Annotated in this window: 24 protein-coding genes and 1 tRNA gene; 1 reads left to right on the top strand and 24 read right to left on the bottom strand. The window is 37.8% G+C overall.

Features of this window, described 5'->3' with window-relative positions:
* Positions 1–326: 326 nt before the first annotated feature.
* The 17 genes from lysS to G5W_RS0105370 all read right to left on the bottom strand — a co-directional run bounded on the left by lysS (position 327) and on the right by G5W_RS0105370 (position 18051).
* Positions 327–1808 (bottom strand): lysine--tRNA ligase, encoded by a 1482-nt coding sequence (lysS, locus tag G5W_RS0105290; protein ID WP_010094820.1) that lies wholly within the window; start codon positions 1806–1808, stop codon positions 327–329.
* Between the two features lie 237 nt (positions 1809–2045).
* A complete protein-coding gene (dusB, locus tag G5W_RS0105295; RefSeq protein ID WP_010094821.1) occupies positions 2046–3035 on the bottom strand; it encodes a tRNA dihydrouridine synthase DusB in 990 nt (329 codons plus the stop codon).
* A gap of 2 nt (positions 3036–3037) precedes the next feature.
* The gene (locus G5W_RS0105300) at positions 3038–3250 is read right to left on the bottom strand and encodes a helix-turn-helix domain-containing protein (protein ID WP_010094822.1); all 213 of its coding nucleotides are present in this window, start codon (positions 3248–3250) and stop codon (positions 3038–3040) included.
* Positions 3202–3729: a 2-amino-4-hydroxy-6-hydroxymethyldihydropteridine diphosphokinase gene (folK, locus tag G5W_RS0105305; protein ID WP_010094824.1), complete on the bottom strand. Its 528-nt coding sequence runs from the start codon at positions 3727–3729 to the stop codon at positions 3202–3204. Before folK ends, G5W_RS0105300 begins: the two co-directional genes overlap by 49 nt.
* Positions 3722–4090, bottom strand: a complete 369-nt coding sequence (folB, locus tag G5W_RS0105310; RefSeq protein WP_010094826.1) for a dihydroneopterin aldolase — start codon at positions 4088–4090, stop codon at positions 3722–3724. Before folB ends, folK begins: the two co-directional genes overlap by 8 nt.
* Positions 4091–4092: 2 nt before the next feature.
* Positions 4093–4911 (bottom strand): dihydropteroate synthase, encoded by an 819-nt coding sequence (folP, locus tag G5W_RS0105315; protein WP_010094829.1) that lies wholly within the window; start codon positions 4909–4911, stop codon positions 4093–4095.
* 151 nt (positions 4912–5062) lie between these two features.
* Positions 5063–5989, bottom strand: a complete 927-nt coding sequence (cysK, locus tag G5W_RS0105320) for a cysteine synthase A (RefSeq protein ID WP_010094831.1) — start codon at positions 5987–5989, stop codon at positions 5063–5065.
* 156 nt (positions 5990–6145) lie between these two features.
* A complete protein-coding gene (locus G5W_RS0105325) occupies positions 6146–7045 on the bottom strand; it encodes a peptidylprolyl isomerase (RefSeq protein ID WP_010094833.1) in 900 nt (299 codons plus the stop codon).
* 28 nt (positions 7046–7073) lie between these two features.
* Positions 7074–7946: an Hsp33 family molecular chaperone HslO gene (gene hslO, locus G5W_RS0105330; RefSeq protein ID WP_010094834.1), complete on the bottom strand. Its 873-nt coding sequence runs from the start codon at positions 7944–7946 to the stop codon at positions 7074–7076.
* A gap of 16 nt (positions 7947–7962) precedes the next feature.
* A complete protein-coding gene (locus G5W_RS0105335) occupies positions 7963–8742 on the bottom strand; it encodes a type III pantothenate kinase (RefSeq protein ID WP_010094836.1) in 780 nt (259 codons plus the stop codon).
* A 265-nt stretch (positions 8743–9007) separates the two neighbouring features.
* Positions 9008–10993, bottom strand: coding sequence for an ATP-dependent zinc metalloprotease FtsH (gene ftsH, locus G5W_RS0105340; RefSeq protein WP_010094838.1), 1986 nt, complete (start codon positions 10991–10993; stop codon positions 9008–9010).
* Between the two features lie 109 nt (positions 10994–11102).
* Entirely contained in the window at positions 11103–11651 is a 549-nt protein-coding gene (hpt, locus tag G5W_RS0105345) for a hypoxanthine phosphoribosyltransferase (protein WP_010094839.1), read from the bottom strand.
* Positions 11652–11661: 10 nt separating this feature from the next.
* On the bottom strand, positions 11662–13056 hold the full coding sequence (gene tilS / locus G5W_RS0105350) for a tRNA lysidine(34) synthetase TilS (protein WP_010094841.1): 1395 nt from the start codon (positions 13054–13056) through the stop codon (positions 11662–11664).
* 56 nt (positions 13057–13112) lie between these two features.
* The gene (locus tag G5W_RS0105355; protein WP_010094843.1) at positions 13113–14057 is read right to left on the bottom strand and encodes a protein kinase domain-containing protein; all 945 of its coding nucleotides are present in this window, start codon (positions 14055–14057) and stop codon (positions 13113–13115) included.
* Complete coding sequence (locus G5W_RS0105360) at positions 14032–14766, bottom strand: vWA domain-containing protein (RefSeq protein ID WP_010094845.1); 735 nt, start codon at positions 14764–14766, stop codon at positions 14032–14034. Before G5W_RS0105360 ends, G5W_RS0105355 begins: the two co-directional genes overlap by 26 nt.
* A gap of 84 nt (positions 14767–14850) precedes the next feature.
* Positions 14851–17298, bottom strand: coding sequence for a stage II sporulation protein E (gene spoIIE, locus G5W_RS0105365; RefSeq protein ID WP_010094847.1), 2448 nt, complete (start codon positions 17296–17298; stop codon positions 14851–14853).
* A gap of 288 nt (positions 17299–17586) precedes the next feature.
* Positions 17587–18051 carry a DinB family protein gene (locus tag G5W_RS0105370; RefSeq protein ID WP_029191022.1) on the bottom strand — a complete coding sequence of 155 codons (465 nt, stop codon included), beginning with the start codon at positions 18049–18051 and terminating at the stop codon, positions 17587–17589.
* Positions 18052–18201: 150 nt separating this feature from the next.
* Between G5W_RS0105370 and G5W_RS0105375 the strand changes: the two genes are divergently transcribed.
* Positions 18202–18275: transfer RNA gene (locus tag G5W_RS0105375), tRNA-Met, on the top strand.
* Between the two features lie 209 nt (positions 18276–18484).
* On the opposite strand, the gene G5W_RS0105380 is transcribed toward G5W_RS0105375, so the two are convergent.
* The 7 genes from G5W_RS0105380 to G5W_RS0105410 form a co-directional block, all read right to left on the bottom strand.
* Positions 18485–18865: a S1 domain-containing RNA-binding protein gene (locus tag G5W_RS0105380; protein WP_010094851.1), complete on the bottom strand. Its 381-nt coding sequence runs from the start codon at positions 18863–18865 to the stop codon at positions 18485–18487.
* Positions 18866–19004: 139 nt separating this feature from the next.
* The gene (locus tag G5W_RS0105385) at positions 19005–19379 is read right to left on the bottom strand and encodes an FtsB family cell division protein (protein ID WP_010094853.1); all 375 of its coding nucleotides are present in this window, start codon (positions 19377–19379) and stop codon (positions 19005–19007) included.
* A 96-nt stretch (positions 19380–19475) separates the two neighbouring features.
* Entirely contained in the window at positions 19476–19919 is a 444-nt protein-coding gene (gene yabQ / locus G5W_RS22005; protein WP_010094855.1) for a spore cortex biosynthesis protein YabQ, read from the bottom strand.
* 59 nt (positions 19920–19978) lie between these two features.
* A complete protein-coding gene (yabP, locus tag G5W_RS0105395) occupies positions 19979–20281 on the bottom strand; it encodes a sporulation protein YabP (protein ID WP_010094857.1) in 303 nt (100 codons plus the stop codon).
* A 53-nt stretch (positions 20282–20334) separates the two neighbouring features.
* Positions 20335–20598 carry an RNA-binding S4 domain-containing protein gene (locus G5W_RS0105400; protein WP_010094859.1) on the bottom strand — a complete coding sequence of 88 codons (264 nt, stop codon included), beginning with the start codon at positions 20596–20598 and terminating at the stop codon, positions 20335–20337.
* 6 nt (positions 20599–20604) lie between these two features.
* Entirely contained in the window at positions 20605–22047 is a 1443-nt protein-coding gene (gene yabN, locus G5W_RS0105405) for a bifunctional methyltransferase/pyrophosphohydrolase YabN (protein WP_010094860.1), read from the bottom strand.
* 1 nt (position 22048) lies between these two features.
* A complete protein-coding gene (locus G5W_RS0105410; protein ID WP_010094862.1) occupies positions 22049–23605 on the bottom strand; it encodes a putative polysaccharide biosynthesis protein in 1557 nt (518 codons plus the stop codon).
* Between the last annotated feature and the right edge of the window lie 17 nt (positions 23606–23622).

Raw genomic sequence — 23622 nt, forward strand, 5'->3', positions numbered from 1 at the left:
GCAAAATGTTTTTGTTTTTTGCGTCAACTCTTACATTATATCACACTGTAAACCCAGTGTCAACATCTTTTTTTAAGAAGTTTTCGCGATTCATAACCGCGCCGCAAATTAGCGACTTAAATAATATATCATGTTATCAACTTCAAGTCAACAACTTTTTTAATTACTTTTGTTAGCTTCGTTTTTAGAAGCAACGAAATATAATTTACCATGATTCTAACCTTTTATCAAGCTTTTATACAAGGAAATTTTTGGTAATGTAGATAAATACACTATATTAAAAAGAAAGCCTCTAGAACAAGAGGCTTTCTGCTGTTGTTAGATAGTTATTTATTACGCATTTGCGGGAATAGTAGTACATCACGAATAGACGGTGAGTTAGTCAACAACATAACTAGTCGGTCTATCCCAATTCCTAGGCCCCCTGTTGGAGGCATACCATATTCAAGTGCTTCTAAGAAATCTTCATCCATAAGATGAGCTTCATCATTTCCTTCTTCTCTTTCTTTAACTTGAGCTTCAAACCTCTCGCGTTGATCAATCGGATCATTAAGTTCACTAAATGCATTAGCATGTTCTCTAGCTACAATAAATAATTCAAAACGATCCGTAAATCTCTCATCCTCTTCATTTTTCTTTGCAAGTGGAGAGATTTCCACTGGATGACCATATACAAAGGTCGGTTGAATAAGCTTTTCTTCTACTTTTTGTTCAAAGAATTCATTTACAACATGTCCAAAAGTCATATTGTCCTTTATTTCGATACCATGTTCCTTGGCTAACTCTCTTGCCTTCTCATCACTCATATGTTCCCAGAAGTTTACACCAGTATATTCTTTTACAGCATCTACCATGTGCAATCTCTTCCATTGAGGTTTTAAATCTATCTCGTGTTCACCATATGTGACAGTCGTTGTACCAAGTACTTCTTCTGCAATATGTGCAACCATATTCTCAGTGAGTTCCATGATATCATGATAATCGGCATACGCTTCATACAATTCAATCATCGTGAATTCTGGGTTATGTCTAGTCGATACCCCTTCATTACGAAATACTCTTCCAATTTCATAAACCTTTTCCAGTCCACCTACGATTAAACGCTTAAGATGTAGTTCAATCGCTATCCGCATATATAACGGAATATCTAAAGCGTTGTGGTGAGTAATAAACGGTCTTGCACTTGCTCCACCAGGGATACTATGCATCATCGGTGTCTCTACTTCTAGGAAGCCATTAGAATCTAAATAATTTCTCATAGCACGAATGATTTTACTACGAGTTACGAAAGTCTCTCTACTATCCATATTAGTAATTAAGTCTAAATAACGCTGGCGGTATCTTTGCTCGACATCTTTAAGACCGTGATATTTTTCAGGAAGTGGTCTTAAAGATTTGGTTAGCAACTCAAACTCTGTTACCTTAATGGATAATTCGCCGACATTTGTCTTGAACATGACACCAGTTACCCCAACAATATCACCAAGGTCTATGGAATTGAAAATTTCGTAAGCTTCTTCTCCAATTGCATCTTTACGGACGTATAGTTGAATTTGTCCAGACAAATCCTGAATATGTGCAAACCCAGCTTTACCTTTACCTCGTTTTGTCATGACTCTTCCAGCAATGGTTACATTATACTCAGTTTCTTCTAATTCTTCTTTTGTATATTGGTCGTACTTTGCTTGTAAATCTGTAGCCAAACTTGTCCGAGTGAATTTTCCACCGAATGGGTCAAGGCCTTTTTCACGATATGTATCAAGCTTTTCGCGTCGGACACGCATATGTTCATTTAATTCTTCTGACACTAGTATCACTCCATTATTCATTATTTACGATATAATTTGGTATTAATTCTACTATGTAAATCTATTATTATTATCTCAATATAACCTACATTTTACACCTCTATAGGCTTTATCATCAACTAAAGTTACTAAATCTATTGTTTCTCACTACCTGGGTCCATAGAAATTATACTTCTTCGAGTAAAACCTATAAAATAAAATCTGCTAGATATTCTAGCAGATTTTATTGCCCTTCATTTAGGAAGCTTTCATATCCGCTTCTACTTCTCTAACAAACTCAAATAAAATATTCACTAATTCTTCACGCGTTTCTGCTTGATTAATTTGTTTTCTTGCTTTCCCGTTACCTTTAATGTCTTTCAGATACCAGGCGGCATGTTTACGCATTTCCATTATAGCAACTTTCTCGCCCTTTAATGTAATAAGACGATCCATATGAAGGCGACAAACTTCTATCTTTTCTCGTGGAGATGGGTCATGAATGAGTACACCCGTTTCCAAATACTTCACGATTTGATAAATAATCCAGGGATTACCTAGTGCAGCGCGTCCAACCATAACAGCATCGACTCCCGTTTCATCCAAACGTTTCTTAGCAATCTCTGGACTGTCTATGTCTCCGTTTCCAATGATCGGAATGGTAACGGCTTGTTTTACTTCCTTAATAATGTCCCAATTTGCATATCCTTCATACATCTGTTTTCTAGTTCTTCCATGAAGACCAATTGCACTACCACCTGCGGCTTCTATTGCTTTCGCATTTTCAACTGCATAAATATGATCTTCATCCCAGCCTGTGCGCATTTTTACTGTTACTGGTTTTTCGACATTCTCCACTACCGCTTTGACCATATGATAAATCTTATCTGGATCAAGTAACCAACGGGACCCCGCATCAATCTTTGTGATTTTAGGTGCAGGGCAGCCCATATTAATATCAATAATAGAAGCATTTGTGTTTTGATCCACGTATTGTGCAGCTTGTACAAGAGAGTCCTTATCTCCCCCGAATATTTGAAGGCTCATTGGCATTTCTTGTTCATCAATATAGAGCATGCTCATGGTTTTTTTGTTACGATTTAATATGCCTTTATCACTAACCATTTCAGCTGTGATAAGACCTGCACCAAATTCTTTTACCGTTAAACGGAATGCCCAGTTACTTACCCCAGCCATCGGTGCAAGTGTTACGCGGTTGGGTATCGTAATATCCCCAATATTCCACATCATTATTCCTCCTGAATTCCTAAAAGTTCATCACGCTCTATGTTTAGCGTCTCCGCTAATTTTTCAATTAATTCACTTGAAGCAGTTCGTGTACCTCTCTCTATTGCACCAAGTTCACTTAACGATATTCCAAGTAACATCGCTAATTCTACTTGCGTATAACGCTTTAATTTTCGAAACGCCTTAATTCTTTTCCCTGTTCTGATTTGTTCCATATAGTAATATCCTTCTTTTCTTTTGCAGGAAGTTCTTGAAGCAATTCATCGGTGGTCTTATTCAACGATGGTAGCTTTAAGTTTGGAGCAATCTCATGTAAGGGGACTAATACAAATCCTCTTTCATGCATTCTAGGATGTGGTATCGTTAAGCGCTCCGTTTTCTTATTTTCATCATTATAGACTAAAATGTCAAGGTCAATTGTTCGCGGACCAAACCGGATTAGTCGTTCTCTACCTAGTTCTTTCTCAATAGTTTGGCAGGTGTTTAATAGACCCTCAGAAGAAAGAACCGTTTGAACTTCTAATACCATATTCAGAAAGTCGGCCTGGTCGGTATACCCAACCGGAGGAGTCTCATATATAGATGACTTCTTTAAAATTGTTATTTTTTCGTTCTCTAATAATTCCATTGCTCTGCTTAAGTAAGATTGTCTTGGGTCGATGTTAGTACCTAGTGCAAGATATGCTTTATTCATGATGTTTCTCCCGATAAATCTCTATTGCAACTGATTCATAATGCCCCGCAATTGGTGGATCCGGTTTAATTACCTTTACATTACAGGCCTTTAACATGGAAAATGCAGAAAGTAAATCTGAAGCAATTGTCTCTGCAACTGCCTCTATTAAATGCTTTGATTCTCCTTCTACTATCTTTTTCACACGGTGATATGCCTGACTATAATCGATGGAATCCTGCATTGCATCGGACAAACCAGCCTTACTTGTATCTAAGAACAGTTCTAGATCTACTTTAAAGCGTTGTCCTAAACGCTTCTCTTCCGGTAATAAACCATGATACCCATAAAATTGCATATTGGTTAGTATTATTTTATCCATCATTACCCCTCCACACGTAGCATGGCATCCATCATTCTAGCCAGTTCTACATTCACTTTCACATTATGAACACGGACCATATGTGCACCTTTCGTTATTCCAAGACAAGTCGTAGCTCCTGTACCATTGTCCCTTTCAGCCGGCGGCAAGTCCAAAACACTACCTATAAATCGTTTCCTGGATGTTGCTAGTAATAATGGATAACCCATCGCAGTCAAACGCTCTAAGTTGTTCATAACAATGAGATTTTCTTTCGCATTCTTCGCAAAGCCAATTCCGGGGTCTAAAATAATATTTTCCTTTGATACTCCTGCCTTTATAGCAATATCGATGCTTTCATGAAGGTCTTGTATCATATCATCCATTAAAGCGTGATAGTTATCCTCTGTCCTGTTATGCATCAAAATTATTGGAACTTGATACCGAGCAGCCACAGAGGCAATCTCCGGATCGCGTTTCGCTCCCCACACATCATTAATAATATCCGCACCAGCTTCTACTGCTTGTCGCGCAGTTTCTGCTTTATACGTATCAATAGAAATAGGAATATTTACAGCTTGCTTTACCGCCTTAATAACAGGTATGACTCGAGCTATTTCTTCTTCCGCTGAAACGGGGGCATGATCTGGTCGAGTTGATTCTCCACCTATATCAATAATATCAGCACCTTGTTGTTCCATTTTCACTGCTTGATCAACCGCTCTAGCAACAGTCGTATAGCTTCCACCATCTGAAAAAGAATCTGGTGTTACATTTAGTATGCCCATAATATGTGTTCTCGCTGATAGATCATATATTTTGGATGCTGTTTTTAAAAGCATTTAATCGTTTCCCTTCTCAAAAAATATCTAGTTCCATCCTATCATAATTTGGAAAAACCCGCATTTGCACAATTTACCCACAGCTATATCATTCCGTTCTGTCACAATAAAGAAGGTTAGTATCATAATCTGATACTAACCTTCTAAGGATTTACTCTTCGTCGAATTGATAAAGAGCTGTTGAAAGATATCGTTCCCCATTATCAGGGAACACCGCGAGGACTTTCTTCCCTTTGCCTAATTCTTTCGCAATCTTGATAGCAGCAGCAACTGCAGCACCTGCAGAGATACCACCTAAAATTCCGTTTGTTTTTGCTACTTCACGAGAGGTAGCAAATGCATCTTCATTGGTAATTTGGATGATTTCATCATAGATTTTTGTATCTAGAACTTCAGGAACAAAACCAGCACCAATACCTTGGATTTTGTGTGGACCAGGATTTCCACCAGATAACACAGGAGAATCAACTGGTTCTACAGCATAGACTTTAATATCCTTGAAATGATCCTTAAGAACCTTACCAGCACCAGTAACCGTTCCTCCAGTACCAACTCCAGAGATAAATGCATCTAGCCCATCCTTCATTTGCTCTACAATCTCTTTACCTGTTGTGCGTGCATGAACTTCCGGATTTGCCTTATTCTCAAATTGTTGTGGCATGAAGTAGCCATTTTCTTCAACAAGCTCTTCTGCTTTTTTAATAGCACCTTTCATACCTTCCGCACCTGGAGTTAACACTAACTTAGCCCCATAAGCACGTAACAAGTTACGACGTTCCTGACTCATCGTATCAGGCATAACAAGTACTGCCTTATATCCTTTTGCGGCTGCTACCATTGCTAGACCAATACCAGTATTCCCACTAGTTGGTTCAACAATTGTGTCGCCTTCCTTCAATTTCCCCTCTGCTTCTGCAGCTTCAATCATGGCTAAAGCAATACGATCTTTTACAGAGCTTCCAGGATTGAAAAACTCTAATTTAACATAAACATCTGCGCTATTTTCGTCTGTAATGCGATTTAATTTCACGATAGGTGTTTCCCCGATTAATCCAGTAATATTATCTGCAACTCTCATTAAAATACCTCCCAATAATCCCTACTAAACTTATAGGATTTATTTATAATGTTATTCTCACAGTACTAAACTGTCAACAAAAAAGTCCAAAAATTAATTTGGACTATTTGCGATCATTAGCAAAGGTTTCTTGCAAAATGATTTTCTCTTATTAAGTTATTCCCCATATATCCATTTTATATCTAACTCATCCCATAAACGGTCAGCTATTAGATTTTGATTCGAAGCTTGTAAGGCAAGTTCATTACGAATGTAAGGTTTTAACTCGTCGAAGGTGAATGTAATTTCCGGTAAGCTTTTATGCAAATACAATATAGCTATACCGTTAGTTGTTACAAACGGTTCACTATAAGAATACTCCTCCAACCCCTCAACTATATCGAAATAATTATCTGGAAGAAATTCTGTATCAACAGAGTTAAAGCCTAAGTAACCTCCATTATCCTTGGTAGCCTCATCAATGGAATATTCCTTTGCCAATAAAGAAAATGTTGCTCCATCTTCCAATTCGCTATAAACCTTTTCAGCAGTTTCCATATCGGAAACTAAAATATGGGAAAGCTGAACCGATTCATTGAATTGATATTGCCCATCGTACTTTGTGTAGTAAGTTTGCACCTCATCATCTGAAACCGTAATATCTTTCGCTAGTAAAGCTTCCAGTTGATAACGATACGTAATATCTTCGGTCCATTTCTGTTCGAGTTCCTTGAGTTTCGTTTCAGAGGTGACTCCTTGCATGGTCGTAAGCAATGCAATATCACGTTTGATAACTTTATCACTTACCGTAATCCCATTTTGCTTTGCTAATGTTTTAACCACTTGCTGATCTACCATACTTTTTAATTGATTCTCTCCATAATTCGACTTTAATGCCTTCATCCAATCGGTATAGGAAATATCTTTTCCTCCAATAGAAGCAACTGGCTTATCTGTATCAATTGTTTCATCATCAAGTGCAGATTCGTTTGATTGATCATTTCTCCATAACAGCATTGTTGCAACATTTGTAATAAGGAGTACAACAATTATGCTTAATAGTAGTTTTTTTGACATAGATTACTCCTTCCAAACACTACAAAGTTTATGCTTCGATTAATTCTTCAAGTTCCTTTTCTGAGAACTTGTATACCTCATTACAGAAATTACAAGTAGCTTCTGCTCCGTGGTCCTCATCTATCATTTGTTGAATTTCATCTTTCCCTAAACCAATTATTGCGTTCGCTATTCTTTCCTTCGAACATTTACACTTAAATTGCACCGGCATTTTTTCATGAATTTTCAATTCTTCACCTTCAAATAGTAGCTCCAATATTTCTTCCGGTGTTTTGCCAGCCTCTACTAGAGAGGAAATAGGTGGGATGGATTGTACTCTTTTCTCAAGCTTATCGACTACCTCTTCATCTGCCCCAGGCATAAGTTGAACAATGAATCCACCACTAGCTAAAATAGTTTGATCTGGATTTACTAATACTCCAGCTCCTACTGCAGATGGAACCTGCTCTGAGGTCGCAAAATAATAGGTGAAATCTTCACTTACTTCACCAGACACAATTGGCACTTGTCCGGTAAAGAAATCACGTAATCCTAGATCCTTTACAATGGTTAAATTACCTGTTGTCCCTACAGCACGAGCGACATCTAACTTCCCTTTACTATTCAGATCAAAATCAACATGGGGATTTGAAACATAGCCCCTAACTTCACCCTTCGCATTAGCGTCAACAACAATTGCTCCAATTGGGCCTCCACCCTCTACTTTTACCGTTAATGAGTCATTTCCTTTTAGCATCGCACCCATCATCGTTGCAATCGTAATGGTGCGTCCCATCGCTGCAGATGCAGTAGCCCAAGTATCTTGGCGTCTTCTCGCCTCCTCAACTGTATTGGTGGAACGTATAGCGTACGCACGAACTCTCCCATTAAATGATGTTGCTTTAATTAAGTAATCTGACATGGATAAACAATCTCCTTTATGACTGATTTGGTTGATTCATATGATAAATCTCGTATAACCCTTTTAATGTTAGGTATGGATCTACATGGTCAATAGTTTCAGAAGCATCCCCTATTAGAGAAGCTAGTCCTCCCGTTGCGATAACTGTTGGGTTAGTACGGAAGTTCTTTTTGATTCGAGTCACGATACCATCAACCTGGCCAATATATCCATAGAAAACACCTGATTGCATTGCTTCAACAGTTGATTTACCTACGATGCTGGCCGGCGCTTCAATTTCTATTTTGGGTAGCTTGGAAGCTCGTTGGTACAGTGCCTCCATTGAAATGTTAATACCCGGTGATATAATTCCACCACAATATTCTTCTGCATCATTTATATAGCAATATGTTGTTGCGGTTCCAAAATCTATCACAACCAATGGTGCTTGATACTCCTTGATTGCTCCAACAGCATTTACAATACGGTCTGCCCCAATTTCTTTAGGATTTGGATAGCACATTTTTAATTTCGTTTCGACGGTATCCTTCCCTACAATGATTGGTTCCATCATAAAATACCTTTTACACATTCTCTCCAACGAAAACATAATTGGAGGGACAACTGATGAAATAATCACACCACTTATATCTGTAAGCTCTATTCCATTAAAATTAAATAATGATTTTATTAACATTCCGTATTCATCTTCGGTTTTGTAACGATCGGTTTTAATTCGCCAATGATATTTTAGCTTCTCTTGTTCAAAAACTCCCAAAACCGTATTGGTGTTTCCTACATCCAGTACAAAGAGCATTATGTAGCTCCTTCCTAAATAGTATATGTTTACCAAAAGTTCTTTCTTGTTTATTTGCAGAACTCCGGAGTCTTTAATAATATACCAAATTCAAAAACGTAAGTGAAATCTCAGGAACTAACTTTAGGATGATTAGAAAAACTCGCATTCGCCCGTCCTTTTTCGAGCGTTAGTTTTGCTAAAACTAGTGAAAAGGCTAAGATTATTTATTCTTTCCTATCGAGAATGTAAAAGGCAGCCTATTAATTAGGCTGCCCCTTCTTATCTAAAATTCATTTTTATCTTTATCTTCTTCAATTTCTTGGCGTAGCTTTTCATCAGCTTTTGCTTTTGCCTCATCAAATGAGTCTACGGTTTCATCATCTTTTTTGGAGGTGATATTTACCTTAAGATCTTTATCGGATTCTTCGTCTACTTCATAATCCTCTGGATCAGGTAGAACACCTTTCTCGAATAAAGACTTGATTTGTCTAGCATCCAAAGTCTCCACTTCAAGAAGCGTTTGAGCGATTAACTCTAGTTTATCGCGATTTTCCGTAAGAATGGTCTTCGCACGATCATAGCAATAGTTAATGAAATTCTGTATTTCCTTATCAATATCATATGCTATGGCATCACTATAGTTTTGATCATTGCCAATATCTCTTCCTAAGAATACTTCCCCGCCGCCACTACTGTATTGTAACGGACCTAGTTTATCACTCATACCAAATTCCGTAATCATTCTACGAGCAATACCAGTCGCGCGCTGGAAGTCATTTGATGCACCGGTGCTAACTTCACCAAAAACAATTTCCTCTGCTACACGCCCACCTAGTAGACCTGTAATCTTATCAAATAGCTCTGGCTTCGTCATGAAGTAACGGTCTTCTTTTGGAAGCATTACCGCATATCCACCAGCTTGACCACGAGGGACAATCGTAACCTTATGAACGATATCGGCCTCATCAAGTACCATTCCAATAATCGTATGACCACTTTCATGATAGGCTACGATATTGCGTTCTTTCTCTGATATAACTCTTGTTTTCTTAGCCGGACCAGCAATTACACGGTCGATTGCTTCATCAACATCAGTCATATCAATTTCCTTCTTATCTTGTCGTGCGGCTACTAAAGCTGCCTCATTCAGAAGGTTTTCTAAATCCGCACCTGAAAACCCAGGAGTACGCATCGCAATTGTTTTTAAATCTACGGAAGCGTTTAAAGGTTTATTTTTTGCGTGTACCTTAAGAACCTCCTGACGGCCTTTTACATCTGGACGATCAACCGTGATTTGACGGTCAAAACGACCTGGGCGTAAAAGGGCAGGGTCAAGAATATCAGGGCGGTTTGTTGCAGCAATAATGATAATTCCTTCATTAGCGCCAAAACCATCCATCTCAACTAGTAATTGGTTTAGTGTTTGCTCACGTTCGTCGTGACCACCACCAAGTCCAGCACCACGTTGACGACCTACTGCGTCAATCTCATCGATAAAGATAATACATGGGGCATTCTTCTTCGCATTTTCAAATAAATCACGCACACGAGAAGCACCCACACCGACAAACATCTCAACGAAATCAGAACCTGAGATAGAGAAGAATGGAACTCCAGCTTCACCAGCTACTGCACGTGCTAGCAATGTCTTACCAGTACCCGGAGGTCCCACTAGTAGAACCCCTTTAGGAATTCTAGCGCCAATTGCTGAGAACTTACGAGGGTCTTTCAAGAATTCGACTACCTCTACAAGCTCCTGTTTCTCTTCATCTGCTCCGGCTACATCTGTAAAGCGTACTTTTTTCTTTTCTTCGTTGTACATTTTTGCTTTACTTTTACCGAAGTTCATTACACGGCCACCGCCGCCACCTTGAGCTTGACTAAGTAGGAAGAAGAATAAAAGTCCAATGATTAAGAACGGTATCATTGTTGTTAGTAGTGTCACCCAAATACTTGGTTGATCCATGGGCTCTACATCTAACACACTTTGCTCTCTTGCTTTAGTCGTGATATCGGTAATAATATCGTCATTATCAGGAACTTGAGCAACAAACTGCTTATCATTTTTCAATGTACCTGTAAAGCGCATAATCCCATTCACAGGCTGCATGGTTAATTCCTTCACTTCACCTGCTTCTAGTGACTGCATGAACTTATTAACATTAAGTTCCTCAGCCTGTTCATGATTACCACTTATTAAACTAATAGCGGCTATTATAACCAAAAATATCATTAAGTAAAAAAATCCATTACGGAATGCTCGGTTCATTGCCTACCTCCTCCCAAATGGGAAAAACTATTAACAATAGTATCATATAAAATTTAAATTTTACAACTAATTACTCCCTGTATCTATAGAGACTTTACAGGGTTCTTCCCTATTCTTCTCCGCCATAAATTTCTGGCTTAAGAACACCAATATATGGCAGATTTCGATACTTCTCATCGTAATCTAATCCATATCCAACGACAAATTCATCAGGAACTTCAAACCCAACTAAATCCGCTTTGATGTCTGCGGTTCTGCCAGAAGGCTTATCCAGTAGAGTGACAATCTTTACAGAATTAGCCTTACGATATTTAAACAAGTCTACTAAGTAACGTAATGTGTTCCCACTATCAATAATATCTTCAATTATTAATAGGTCTCGACCCTCTACTTTAGTGTTTAAATCCTTTAAAATCTTTACTTCTCCCGATGAAACCATATTGGTTCCGCCATAGCTAGACACATCCATAAAGTCCATTTCTAAATGCGTTTGAACCTCTCGTAACACATCGGACATAAATGGCAGAGCCCCTTTTAGTACCCCTATCGCTAATGGAAAACGACCTTCATACTCCTTTGTTAGCTGTTCACCAATTTCCTTACACTTCGCTGCAATTTCTTCTTCTGTTATGAGTATCTTTTTAATATCGTTATGCACAATTATCCTCCTACAATATGCCTTTTTCATAATATAACTGTATATATAAGGATTTATCCTGCCTAGGTATCGAGTCCCTTTTCTTTAATCCCACTAACCAAATTATTTCTCCATTATTATCCGTTACAACTGGCCATCTATTCCGTTCATGTAAGGGTATTTTTGCATCCATAAAAATATCTTTTAACTTCTTGCTACCATTCAGGCCTTTCCAGCTCATTCGATCGCCTTCTCGACGAAATCTAATATGTAGTGGAAGGGTTATATTATTTTCCAAACAAATATATGTATTCTCATTCTGCCCCGGAACATGATCAATATATGTAGCAATTAGCTTACTACCGTTTGGTAAGCTTATTTCACCTGGAATTGGAATAACATCGTGAAAATCTGATAATACAGGTTCTTCATGGTAAAAATAAAAGATAAGCTTATTATATGCTTTTAGTACCTTTAAATGACGTGGGAAATCAATTTGCGTATTACTTTTCTGACTAGCCATTAATGAGAAGAATTGGTCTTCATGGACATAAGACAGATCCTTAGGTAAGTCACCATATAGATAGTTTAATATTAGATGAAAGGTACTTCTTTGTAAAGCAGATGCACGCGACTTAAACACATCGATGTCAAACATGACTTTTTTCGGATTTTCTTCTAAATGGACAACCTCCTGAAACATTTTTTCGCCTTCCATTTGTATGAACTCTTTATCCGCTTCAAGTGATTCATGTAAATGTTGCATGGTTCTATGTAAGCTACTGTTCTTAGCCTTCAGTAATGGAACAATCTGTTTTCTAAAAAAATTACGAGTATAATCAATACTATTATTAGATGGGTCTAACCTCGGATTAATACCATTTCTTTTACAATAATCTTCAATTGCCTGTTTTGTAAGACATAGAAATGGTCGAATGATTTGACCACCTGCGAACGCCCTTTTCACTGGTATTCCAGTAATAGAACCGGGATCACCAGAACGAGTAAATTTCATTAGCATGGTTTCTATTTGGTCATCACCATGGTGGCCAAATGCTAAGTAATCAGCTTGCAACCGCCTCATCTGTTCTTCAAAGAATTGATAACGTAGGACTCTTGCAGCGACTTGTGTCCCTAGTTGTTCTCTTTTCTTGAACTCATTTACGTTAATAGAAGTTCCGATAAACTCTATACCCCATTCATTGCAAATTCCCTCTACATATAAAAGGTCCTCTTTACTCTCTATTCCCCGTAGCTGATGATCAACAGAGAGTGCTATTACCCTTAACTGCCACTGCTCACGAATGGATTTAAAATAATGTAATAATGCCATGGAATCAGGACCACCAGAAACCGCCACCAATACTGTCTTCCCTGCAGCAAGTAATTGGTGTTTCTGAATAAAGTCAGTTACTTCCTCTTTCACAATACACACCTTCTTAACCTTAAGTACCTCTCATTTTAACATAGAACTAAGGTGAATTAAGGGATTAACAATGATGAAAGATAATAACCTAAAGCAAGTAATACTAAACCAATGTACTCCAAAGCATTAGAAGATTTATCCTGCCTTCTACTCGATATGGAATTGGTGTTAGATCGAGTAGTCTTTTGCATTTGCAAATCATAAAGTACGGTTGATATCTCTTGCTTCATTTCTGCACTTGTTTGATATTTCCCGACTAAGGCTTTTTTTAAACAGGAACTATACGGTTTCAATGCCTTTACTCGATCCACCCTATTGAATAATATAGCCTGTGGATTTTGTCCTTTCGGAAAATGATTCGGATGATATACACTTAAAAACACCATAACTAAAGCAAATAAATCATAGCTCGGCTCCGCTTTCCGGGTACCGAGTCCCCAGTAACCACGGTCATAAAACTCCGTATACTCTTTTATCGCCCTTCCAACCTGAGTGGTTCCTCCTACATCAACCCATCTCAATCTAGCCGGGGATGAGGTGACCAAGAGATTATCCACCTTTAAATCACCAAAGACCCAGCCTGCCTCATGTAGACTTTCTAGGTCATCTAATAACTGAAGCATAAATACCCCTATCCATTCTTCCCCACGTTGGTTCATATATTCAGGAAGTGTCTTTCCTTGAATATATTCCATGACATAGAAAGAAAACGCCCCTACACCAGGGACAATCCAATCATCTACATCCAATAAATAAGGCCCAAGACTTCTACCTTGGACCTTTCCTAGTGACTTTAGAACATTTACTTCCATTGTAATAGAAGCACTTTTATCACTTACTTTTAGTGCAGCCTTCTTACCATTTGATTCACAAAGGTAAACCGAACCGATAGCACCCTTCCCGAGCTTTCGAATAATAACATATTGCTTATGGTGCCATTTGCCTTGAATCGTTATCCCAGGTCTTAAAAAAGTATCATACGTTTTCGATGTCTTGTTCATGGTTATTTCGTAAGCTCCTTAGCAAGCTTTTCTTACCAAACTGATACATTGCCTCCCGAATAGCTGGACCTGTTGGTGTGATCCCACCGCTTGTAAGCTTCGGAAATACAGAAGATATACTGTCTAATCGAGGTGACCAGTCTAGTACTTTATCAATATCTTTACGTTTACCCGGGAAATTATAAATTGCAAATCGATTTCTCCCTACCCTAGAATTAAGACTAATGGATAAATCAATCAAAGCTTCCTTAACAGTAGGCAGTTTATCATGCATACTTGCACTCGTATCAATTAATACTAAGACTTCTAAATCACTTGTCTCTCCTAAATCCTCTACTACCTCCATGATTTCTCCGCGCTTCTCTGGATCTAAATCTTCCATTGTTTGTTCTTTCCCTAGTATTTGCTTTAGTTCCATGTTAACAAAGCCTTGAATCGTTTGTGTCATGGCTTGTTTGGTTACCATTTGGACGGTTTGAGATAATGCTTGCTTATACACTAGTTGGCTTACTCCTCCACCGGAAAGAGCAATCTCCTCGACCTCTTGTAACCCTTCAGGTTCTTCTGTTTGGTCGTCTTCTAAAATACCTATAACATTTACCGTAATACCTTGTTGAAGAGCTAATGCAGCTGTTGCTGCTGGGTCTTCTCCCTTATTAGAGCACCCATCCGTAATTAGTAGAATTTGTTTTAAAGTCCCCTTCTTCAATACGAACACCTCCAAATTATTCCTTTACCATCATCGACAAAAAAGGTTGGAAGTATACATAAATTAGAAGGAATCTAGTATATTTTATTGTGCTTTCGTTTGGTAGATTGGAAAAGTAGCCCATTCTGGTATATTCTTTTTCACCTTTGCAACCAGCACCGTCATATCATCCTCAATTTCTCCTGAACGAGTGCGAATTACTTCCTCTAGTAATAGGTCTGCTATTTCTTGTGGATTATCTGTTTCCATTTCTCTGATTTTACGTTTTAGCCATAGATCAATATTTTCAACATGTTTTGGACCTTCAAAAATACCATCACTCATCATAATCAAGATATCTTCTGCCTTTAACTGTTCATTGACAATATCCACATCAAATTCTTGTATAATCCCCATAGGTAAATTACTCGCTTCTATTTTCATGAGCTGACTACCACGTTTAACAAAGCTTGGTGTAGATCCGATTTTTAGGAATCTAACAAAAGCATTATGAAGATTAATAACTGCTAAATCCAAGGTTGCAAACATTTCATCCGTTGTCCGTAGTGCCAGGATGGAATTAATCGATTTAATAGCAACCTTTTCAGGTATACCAGTCTGTAGGATTTGCTGGAGTAAACGTAATGTTTCCCTACTCTCTTCACTAGCTCTAACCCCATTCCCCATGCCATCACTGATTGCCATCGCATATTTTCCTGCTCCTAATTCTATCATCGTATAACTATCACCAGAGATTATGCCGCCACCTTTTGCGGCATGGGCAACTCCTGTCTCTACTGTGAATTCCTTCGCAGAACCAAATGCCAAGAAGGAGTATCCATTTGGAAATGGTGATATTTCCTCCTGCTTCACAACGATTGTTTCATTTAAAATGTCTGATAGCACTGGTGCGATAAGTTTTTCACCTTCGCCATGGTAATCATAGAAAGCAGCAGTCATTTCAATATCCACATTACCTTTATCCAATCGATAGATATCTAATTTTTCTAATTCAATACCAATGGATTTTAAAGCATGAATGATTTGCATTTCTTGCTTCTCGTGGTGTTCTCGTTCCTTAAGAATTTCCCTAGCAAAATCATCCATGACATCGGAAACCCCTTTAAGTTGCTCCGCGACTAATTTCTTACTTTCTACTACTTGCTTCCTCAGCTTTCGATTGGCTTCATAATATGACATTTCTTCCCGCATGGTATCAATTACTTTACGTGACTTTATACAATGATTCTCAAACTCACGGACTAATCTTCTACCAGGCTCATTAGCTGTAGTAAGATCTTGCTTTATTTCCCCCATTAGAGAATACGTCGTATCAAATTGTTGCTGCCAACAACGTTCCTTCATAAAACAAGTTTGACAGGTTTTCTCCGTTACATTACTTAGAAAATAATCCGTTTCTCGTTGAGACTCTTCTTCTTCCAGAGAATAATTCTCTGCCGTACTGAAGGATTTTGATAAGGCATCAAATACCTCCGAGAATTGTTCCACTCTTTTTGCTGTTACGTTACGGACTTTCTGCAAGTATTGCTGCTGTTCATTGGTATGTTCCTCTGTTCCTGGAATATAGCGTGATAATTGTTTAAACCAACTAGCAGGTGTTACTAAAAATAATAGAAACGCCATTGTCGACTCGACTAACGAAGGAATGAGAGCATTTGAATCTCCATAGATTCCTACTAAGAACGTACCAACTAACAATCCTGCACCTACGCCAACTTTTTTACCTTCCTTTAATAAGCCGCCTAGTAACCCTGAAAATGCTAATAAGCTCATCTGATAAAGGTTAGCCACATTCGCTAAAGATAAAATAAGTCCTGCAACTACCCCGACCGTCGAGCCAATTGCAGCACCCCCAACAAAGGCAAAAATCAATACAAAGTATCGAGATAAAACTTGCTCCACTGATGCACCGTACAACTCCCACCCAACAGTACCCGTTAGAATGGAAGCAATAAGAATGATCATACAGACAATTTCCTCGTTCTTTAAGGTTGGGCGATATCTATTTTTAGAAAGTAGTGGGACGCTTTGCATAAAAATCAAGACGAGGACAGTTCCTAATACACCCTCTACTAATATAAGCATCCATTCATAGGAAGTAAGTTGTCCGGAAAATGAATATAAACAAATTCTTGGTCCTACTGTGGCAAGAAAAACCAATATTGGTATCTTCGCATATTGTCCCTTTATGTTTTTAAAAATTGTTGCTAGGATCAGAAAGAAAAACATCGCTATTCCAACAAATAAGCCCTGTGATAATGAAATAGTAAATGCTCCTACCAAAGTAGCCAACAATGTTTTTGCGGCTTTGTCTTTCTGCATGAACCACAATGTTGCAAGAAATGCTACAGCGAAAGGTGACACGACTGACAAGATGATTGCCCGCCCTAATAAAAAACCAACGAACACATGTAACCAGCCACGATCAAGCAGTAACTTTTTACCTTGAGCATATGCTTTCAACCTCAAGGCTTCCCAGAATGTACTCTCCACACCTATCACTTCGGTCCTCGCTCTTGTTACTGATTCCATTCAACCACTCCTCTTTGACGAATAATATTTATGGTTCATTCCTTGTTCTATTAGTCTACTTGCACGCATATACTTTTTAATGGACAAGTATCTCTTCCTAACAGTAAACCACAAATGAAATCTTTATTTTGTCAAAACAAGAGGGGTAAATAACTAAATCGTTCGACTGATATCTAGGATGTGGTTGGGTTTTCGTCATAATCCTTATGATTATTTATTCTTTTTGTCATAGTACGTCGGAGTACAAGAAATAAAAAATATGAAATTTAGAGAATGGTTTTTCTCAACCTAACTATGGATAAAACGTTTTAAGTATAGAATTGCTGCCAAATGTAGACCCTCATGAAAAATAGTCCTTACTAGTACTTGTTCGATAGTTCTCATTCCCATTTCCGTTGGGGGAAACATCTCCGTTAATCGGTCTGCATAGCTTTCTTTTATCTCTAACGGCTGATTGGCGAGTAATGTCTTAAGCTCTGCTAATGTCGGTGTTTCCTCCGTAAAGTCTTTTGGGCTAGTTCCATATCCAAACCATTTTGCAAAGCCAGGATCCACAGCTGTTTTTTCTTTCGTAACTGCTTCTATCCATAAGTATTGATCTAGATAGATATGTCCTAAATTCCATCTAATATTGTTTTTAAAACCGTTTGGTATTATTTCTGCCTCTTCTTCGCTGACATCCTCTACTAGATTTAATAATTCCTTTCTATACGTTTCAAGCTGTGTAAATAATACTTCGTGTCCTAATTCCATAGATACACCTTCCCTCTCATGATTATCCATTATATAATTCAACATAATTCAGAAAATACCCTTTTTATTTAAAGATATTGACACAAAAGAGCTTATATTGTATGATGATTTTTGTTGACTGAATATCGTCAACCAATTTTATATTCATATGGCGGCGTAGCTCAGCTGGCGAGAGCGTACGGTTCATACCCGTGAGGTCGTGGGTTCGATCCCCTCCGCCGCTATCAAACAAAAGCTTGTTATCTAAATAGATAACAAGCTTTTTTAGTTTTACTTCCATTATCAAATACCGTTAGGGCTGCTTTCCTTTATAGAAAATCACTTTTGCTTCCTTTCGCCTCTTCCAATAAAAAAACAGCCACTTTTGTAAGTAGCTGTTTAAGATTCAAGTATATGAAATAAACTTAGAGCATTATCCGGTAGACAGCGTCTGCTACCCCCTTCTAGCACCTCGACCTCCACGTTTAGATTCCGTGTGCTTTTTCAAAGAGGATAAACGGTCTTCAGAATCTTTAAGAAAACGATTCATTTTCGCTTCAAATGTTTCCGTACGTTCTCTTGGATTCTGGCGAACTGGCTTTTCCTTCGCTTTTTTAATTGATAAACCAATTTTGCCATCCTTTTCGACATTAATAACTTTAACCTCTACTTGATCTCCTACAGAAAGATGTTCATTAATGTCTTTGACATAATTGTCGGCAACCTCACTGATATGGACAAGCCCTGTTGTTCCTCCGCCAAGCTCGACAAATGCACCAAAATTAGTGATACCGGTTACCTTTCCTTGCAGCTTGCTGCCTACTTCAATTGACATAAAAAAAATGCTCCTCCTTAAGAATTTTAGAAAACTAGGTATTCGTTTCGAATGCCATAGTTGTATGCATGTAGAATGGAAAATTTCCACCTACAATAATACTTTACTTATATATTATAGCGAAGGCTTTGAAAGTGTGTCAATAAGACGTGTTATCTTCTGGTGTTTTAAAAATAAGTTCACCTTCTTTAGAGAGGAAGTATTTTGTCCGAGCAATTTCTAAAATATACTCTTCGTCATTCAGTAAACTTATTTCCTCTTTATATTTATCTTCTTCTTTTTCTAGGTTGGCTAGGTCTTCTTGTAAAGTCTCATATTCTTCTACCTTTTCAGCGTGTAATACTCGTTGGTTAAAGTGGTATACCGCCATGCCCCCAATCAAGAGTACAGCCACAGTGGCGAACAGGACTAGACGACGAATAAGACGCTGTTTTTTTCGCTTTTGTCTTTCTATGTATGCATCATATTGGTTCATATAGTTTGAGTTCAATTTTGTTACATTTTTATCCTGCATAGCGTCACCTCCTCTTAGATGAGATATACCTCCAGTACTTTCTACATATATTCTGTATTTTACTATAAAATCCTGCTAAATGGTGTAAAAATACTTTCATTTTTTTGGTAATAGGCGATATATCCTAATAAATATCCATTTCAATGGAAAATAGACACACTTCAGAACAAAACCAACTACCAGTAAGGTGGTATTAAAGAGGAAAATGATCACCGCTACTAAAAGTTGCGTAATATATTTTATAGGTGTAAAAATGATTGCTTTTACTAATCGGTATAGAAACTTATAGATGCTAGCAATAATAAAAATGACTCTCTCTAATAGGCGTTTATAAAGGTTTTTTGCAAATACTTGATACGCTGAAAAACCTAGTAAACAAGCTGCAAATACATAAAAACGTAACTCACCAGCATTTATTCGGAATAAAACATAATAAAGAATGAAAACTTGGGTGAGCCAAAAGAAAACCTCCATCACATACACTAGGATAACATTACGCTTCCAGTGCTTTTGAAACCGGCGAAAGGTGTCTAGTGCCATGCCAAGATAAAGGCCTCCCGCGATCATGGAGACCATTGTTAAAAATTGGACACTTAGTGTCATCGGAATAGCTTGCTAAAGAAGCCTTTAGCCTTCTCCTGGTGATGTTCGTCAACGTAGGATACCTCATATATCTTACCTTTAATCGAAACAACACCTTCGCCAACATCAAGGTTTTTCAACTGGAGATTTTGACCTCGAATAATGAGATAACCCATAACGGTTTCTAGTAAAAACTCTTCGTTATCAAAACTATCGACTTCTTTTACTCCTGTTATCTCTAGAAGTCTACGATTATTTAATTTTAACTGATGATCCTGTTGTACGACTCTTGTACTATTTTCTTTTTCATAATAGTTCATATCCGCTTCCTCCTTATCCGTAATAATTTATGAAAGGAGGGACAAGTATAGAACTATTCGCTTTCGATTTTTTCTTCTTTTACTATTTTATATAGCATACTTGCTTCTTCTTTTCGGACAGTTTCCTTTAAAGATGTTACCTCTACGGTTACAAGTTTTTGGCCAAATCTAATTTGCAATGTGTCTCCAACCGCAACAACAGTTGAAGCCTTTGCCTGATTACCATTAATCGTAATTCGGCCTTGATCTGCAACCTCCTTTGCGAGGGTACGTCTTTTAATTAACCGGGATACTTTCAAAAATTTATCTAAACGCATCACTAATCACTCTCTTTCCTTTGCTTGATTCCAATAATAATCCATTTCTTCCAAATTGGATTGCAAAATATCTATTCCTTTTTCTTTTAATTGATCCTCAATGTACGTGAACCGACGGAAGAACTTCTGATTCGTTAGTAACAAAGCATTCTCTGGATTTACTTTATAATATCTTGCTAGATTCACTAGCACAAATAATATATCACCAAATTCCTTTTCTATCTCCGTTTCATCCTTGGAGTTTATTGCATCTCGTACTTCCTCTAGTTCTTCATCTAATTTTGCCCAAATATCCTCAGCTTGGTCCCAATCAAAACCAACCTTGGCAGCTTTCTTCTGTAACTTAAATGCTTTTAGAAGTGATGGCAGTCCACTTGGTATACCATCTAACAATGAAGTCCGCTCTTCTTTCTCTTTCTTCTTCAATGCTTCCCAATTACTTAATACATCATCTACTGAGGAAACAGAAGTGTCTGAGAAAACATGGGGATGTCTAAAAATCATTTTCTCTGTTATCGTTCGAATAACATCATCTATTGTGAAATAACCATTATCTTCACCTATTTGGCTATGTAGCATAATTTGAAGTAGAACATCGCCAAGTTCTTCAATTATTCCATCATCATCTTGATTATTAATCGCATCGATTAACTCATAAACCTCTTCAATTGCATACTCTCTTAACGATTCGTGAGTTTGGTCCTTATCCCAAGGACAACCGTTTGGTCCTCTTAATGTTGCGATTACTTCTCTTAATTTTTGGAATGTATGGGTTAGCAATTCATCTGGTGCAGGTGGTATATACAAGCTTGTCAGATTACTTACTTCCATGGAATGATCTAATTCTTCTAATGGACAAGTGATCACCTTCTCCAGCTCACTACCCGCCGCATCTACTATCGTTACAGGGTAATCGGGAGGCAAATCCTCTAATAAAGCTAACTTCACTTCAGAAGCAATAAACCGGTCGTACACCTGACAAAAGATGATATGGTTACGGTAATCAAGCTGACTTCTTTTAAAGCCTGTCCCATCTACAAATTGAAAACCATCAATGGGATCAATCTTTAAAGTAGCAAATAATGCATCTAAATAACTTTGCCCACCAAGTATTTTCACATCCACATCTTTCTGTTCTAGTAATAGCTGAACTGTCTTTTCTGCGAGCATTGGATGTCCAGGTACAGCATAAATAATCGATGCTTGCTGCGACTTTACTAACAATTCATCGACAATCCGATGATAAACCGATTCAAATTCAGATTCTTCCTCATAATACTCATCGAAGGAAGAAAATCGTACACCTTCTTCTTGCAAGGTAGAAATGACGGGATGATCCAAAGTACGGGCGTATACGACATCCGGATGTTTTATTAATCTCCGATAAATGCCAAGTGGTAATTGTTCGATGTCGCCAGCACCGAGTCCAATAACTTCAATTTGCTTCATATTAACGAGACCTCCTATATCGTTGTAGCCATTTTGAGCCAAATGGTAAAAGGCTAATTTCTTTATTGGTAAATGCACCGAAGCGGAATAATAACGTTAAATATATTCCTGCTCCGATAATAGAATTGAATAGAACATAAATTAGTAATGGGAATCTTGAATAGGTATCGGAAGGGAAAATTCTACATACTAGAAGTAGAAATGTAATCATCCCTATACTTGCAAGAATAAACGCCTTTCTATTGATCATGATGAGCCTCTTCTTAGAATAAACCCTTTTAACCATCATGATAGTTAAGACAAAAAGAAACAATAAGCTTAAAATGGTACTAATGGAACTGCCCAAAATACCGTAACGTGGTACTAATAGTAAATTTAACAGCCATTTGATCATAAATGCTCCGATAATAAAGTATGCTGTCCACTTCAAATATCCGATACCCTGTAAGATGGAACTCGTCGTAATGACGAGGGAACTAAGCAAAACTGCAATCATGAGGAATGTTAAAGCTTCATCCCCTTTATTATCTTGGTACAGTAACCGATTTACTTCTGGAAAGAGTACGATTAAACCTATCGTAGCTGCCCAAGCTAAATAGAAACTAACCTTTAATGAACTAGATACTTCCTTCTGGATTTCAGAGGAATCCCTGAATACCCTTGCTTTGGCAATACTAGGTATCAAAGCCAATCCAAATGAAGAACCAAGCACCGCTCCTATTTGTAACAAAGGTTGTCCTCGATCAAATATCCCTTTCGCTTCCATTGCTTCACGCTGAGAGTACCCATATTCAATAAGTGCTGGTACGACTGTGAAGGAATCTGCAAACTGAATAATCAATAGGATCATGTGACTCAATGATCCTACTAACCCAAACACTAGAATAGTCTTCCAATAATATTTCCATGGTATCGTTGTTTGTTGTACCATTATTGGTCTGTGTTTTCCTAGGAAAAGAAGTAGGATGATGATTCCGGTAAGAATGCCCATAAAAGATGCTATTGCCGCAAAATTTCCAATCAGATAGACATCATATCCGAAACGTGTGACTATAATTGCCGCGGCAATAATGATAAGAACTCTAATAAGTTGTTCTCCTAATTGAGAATATGCCGTTGGAGCCATATTCGAATTACCTTGGTAAATTCCCCTTAGCAGGGCAGAGAAAGGAATCAGCAATAGAATGAAACTTGAAATCTGATATGCCGAGATTAATCGTTCATCGCCAACAAACATCGCCAAATTTTCCGCATTCACAAATAGAAATAAAGAAAGTAGGCCACAAATCCCCATTAATAACAATACGATAGGAATAATGAATTGTTTCGTAGATATTCCTTCCCTTTCAGCTGTTAACTTAGATATTGCACTCGGAAATCCATATAAGGCTAACACTCCGGCAATTCCTAATATTGGGTATACCTGTTGATAAATATAAAAACCTATATCCCCCGTTAGATTTTGTAAGGGAATACGATAACCTGCACTAAGCAGCTTACCAATCAAACCTGAAAAGGTCAGAATGAGAGCTCCCTTAACAAACTTACTTGTTTCCATATATGTAACTTCCTCTA

Source organism: Ornithinibacillus scapharcae TW25, from assembly GCF_000190475.1.
Classification (GTDB): Bacteria; Bacillota; Bacilli; order Bacillales; family Amphibacillaceae; genus Ornithinibacillus; species Ornithinibacillus scapharcae.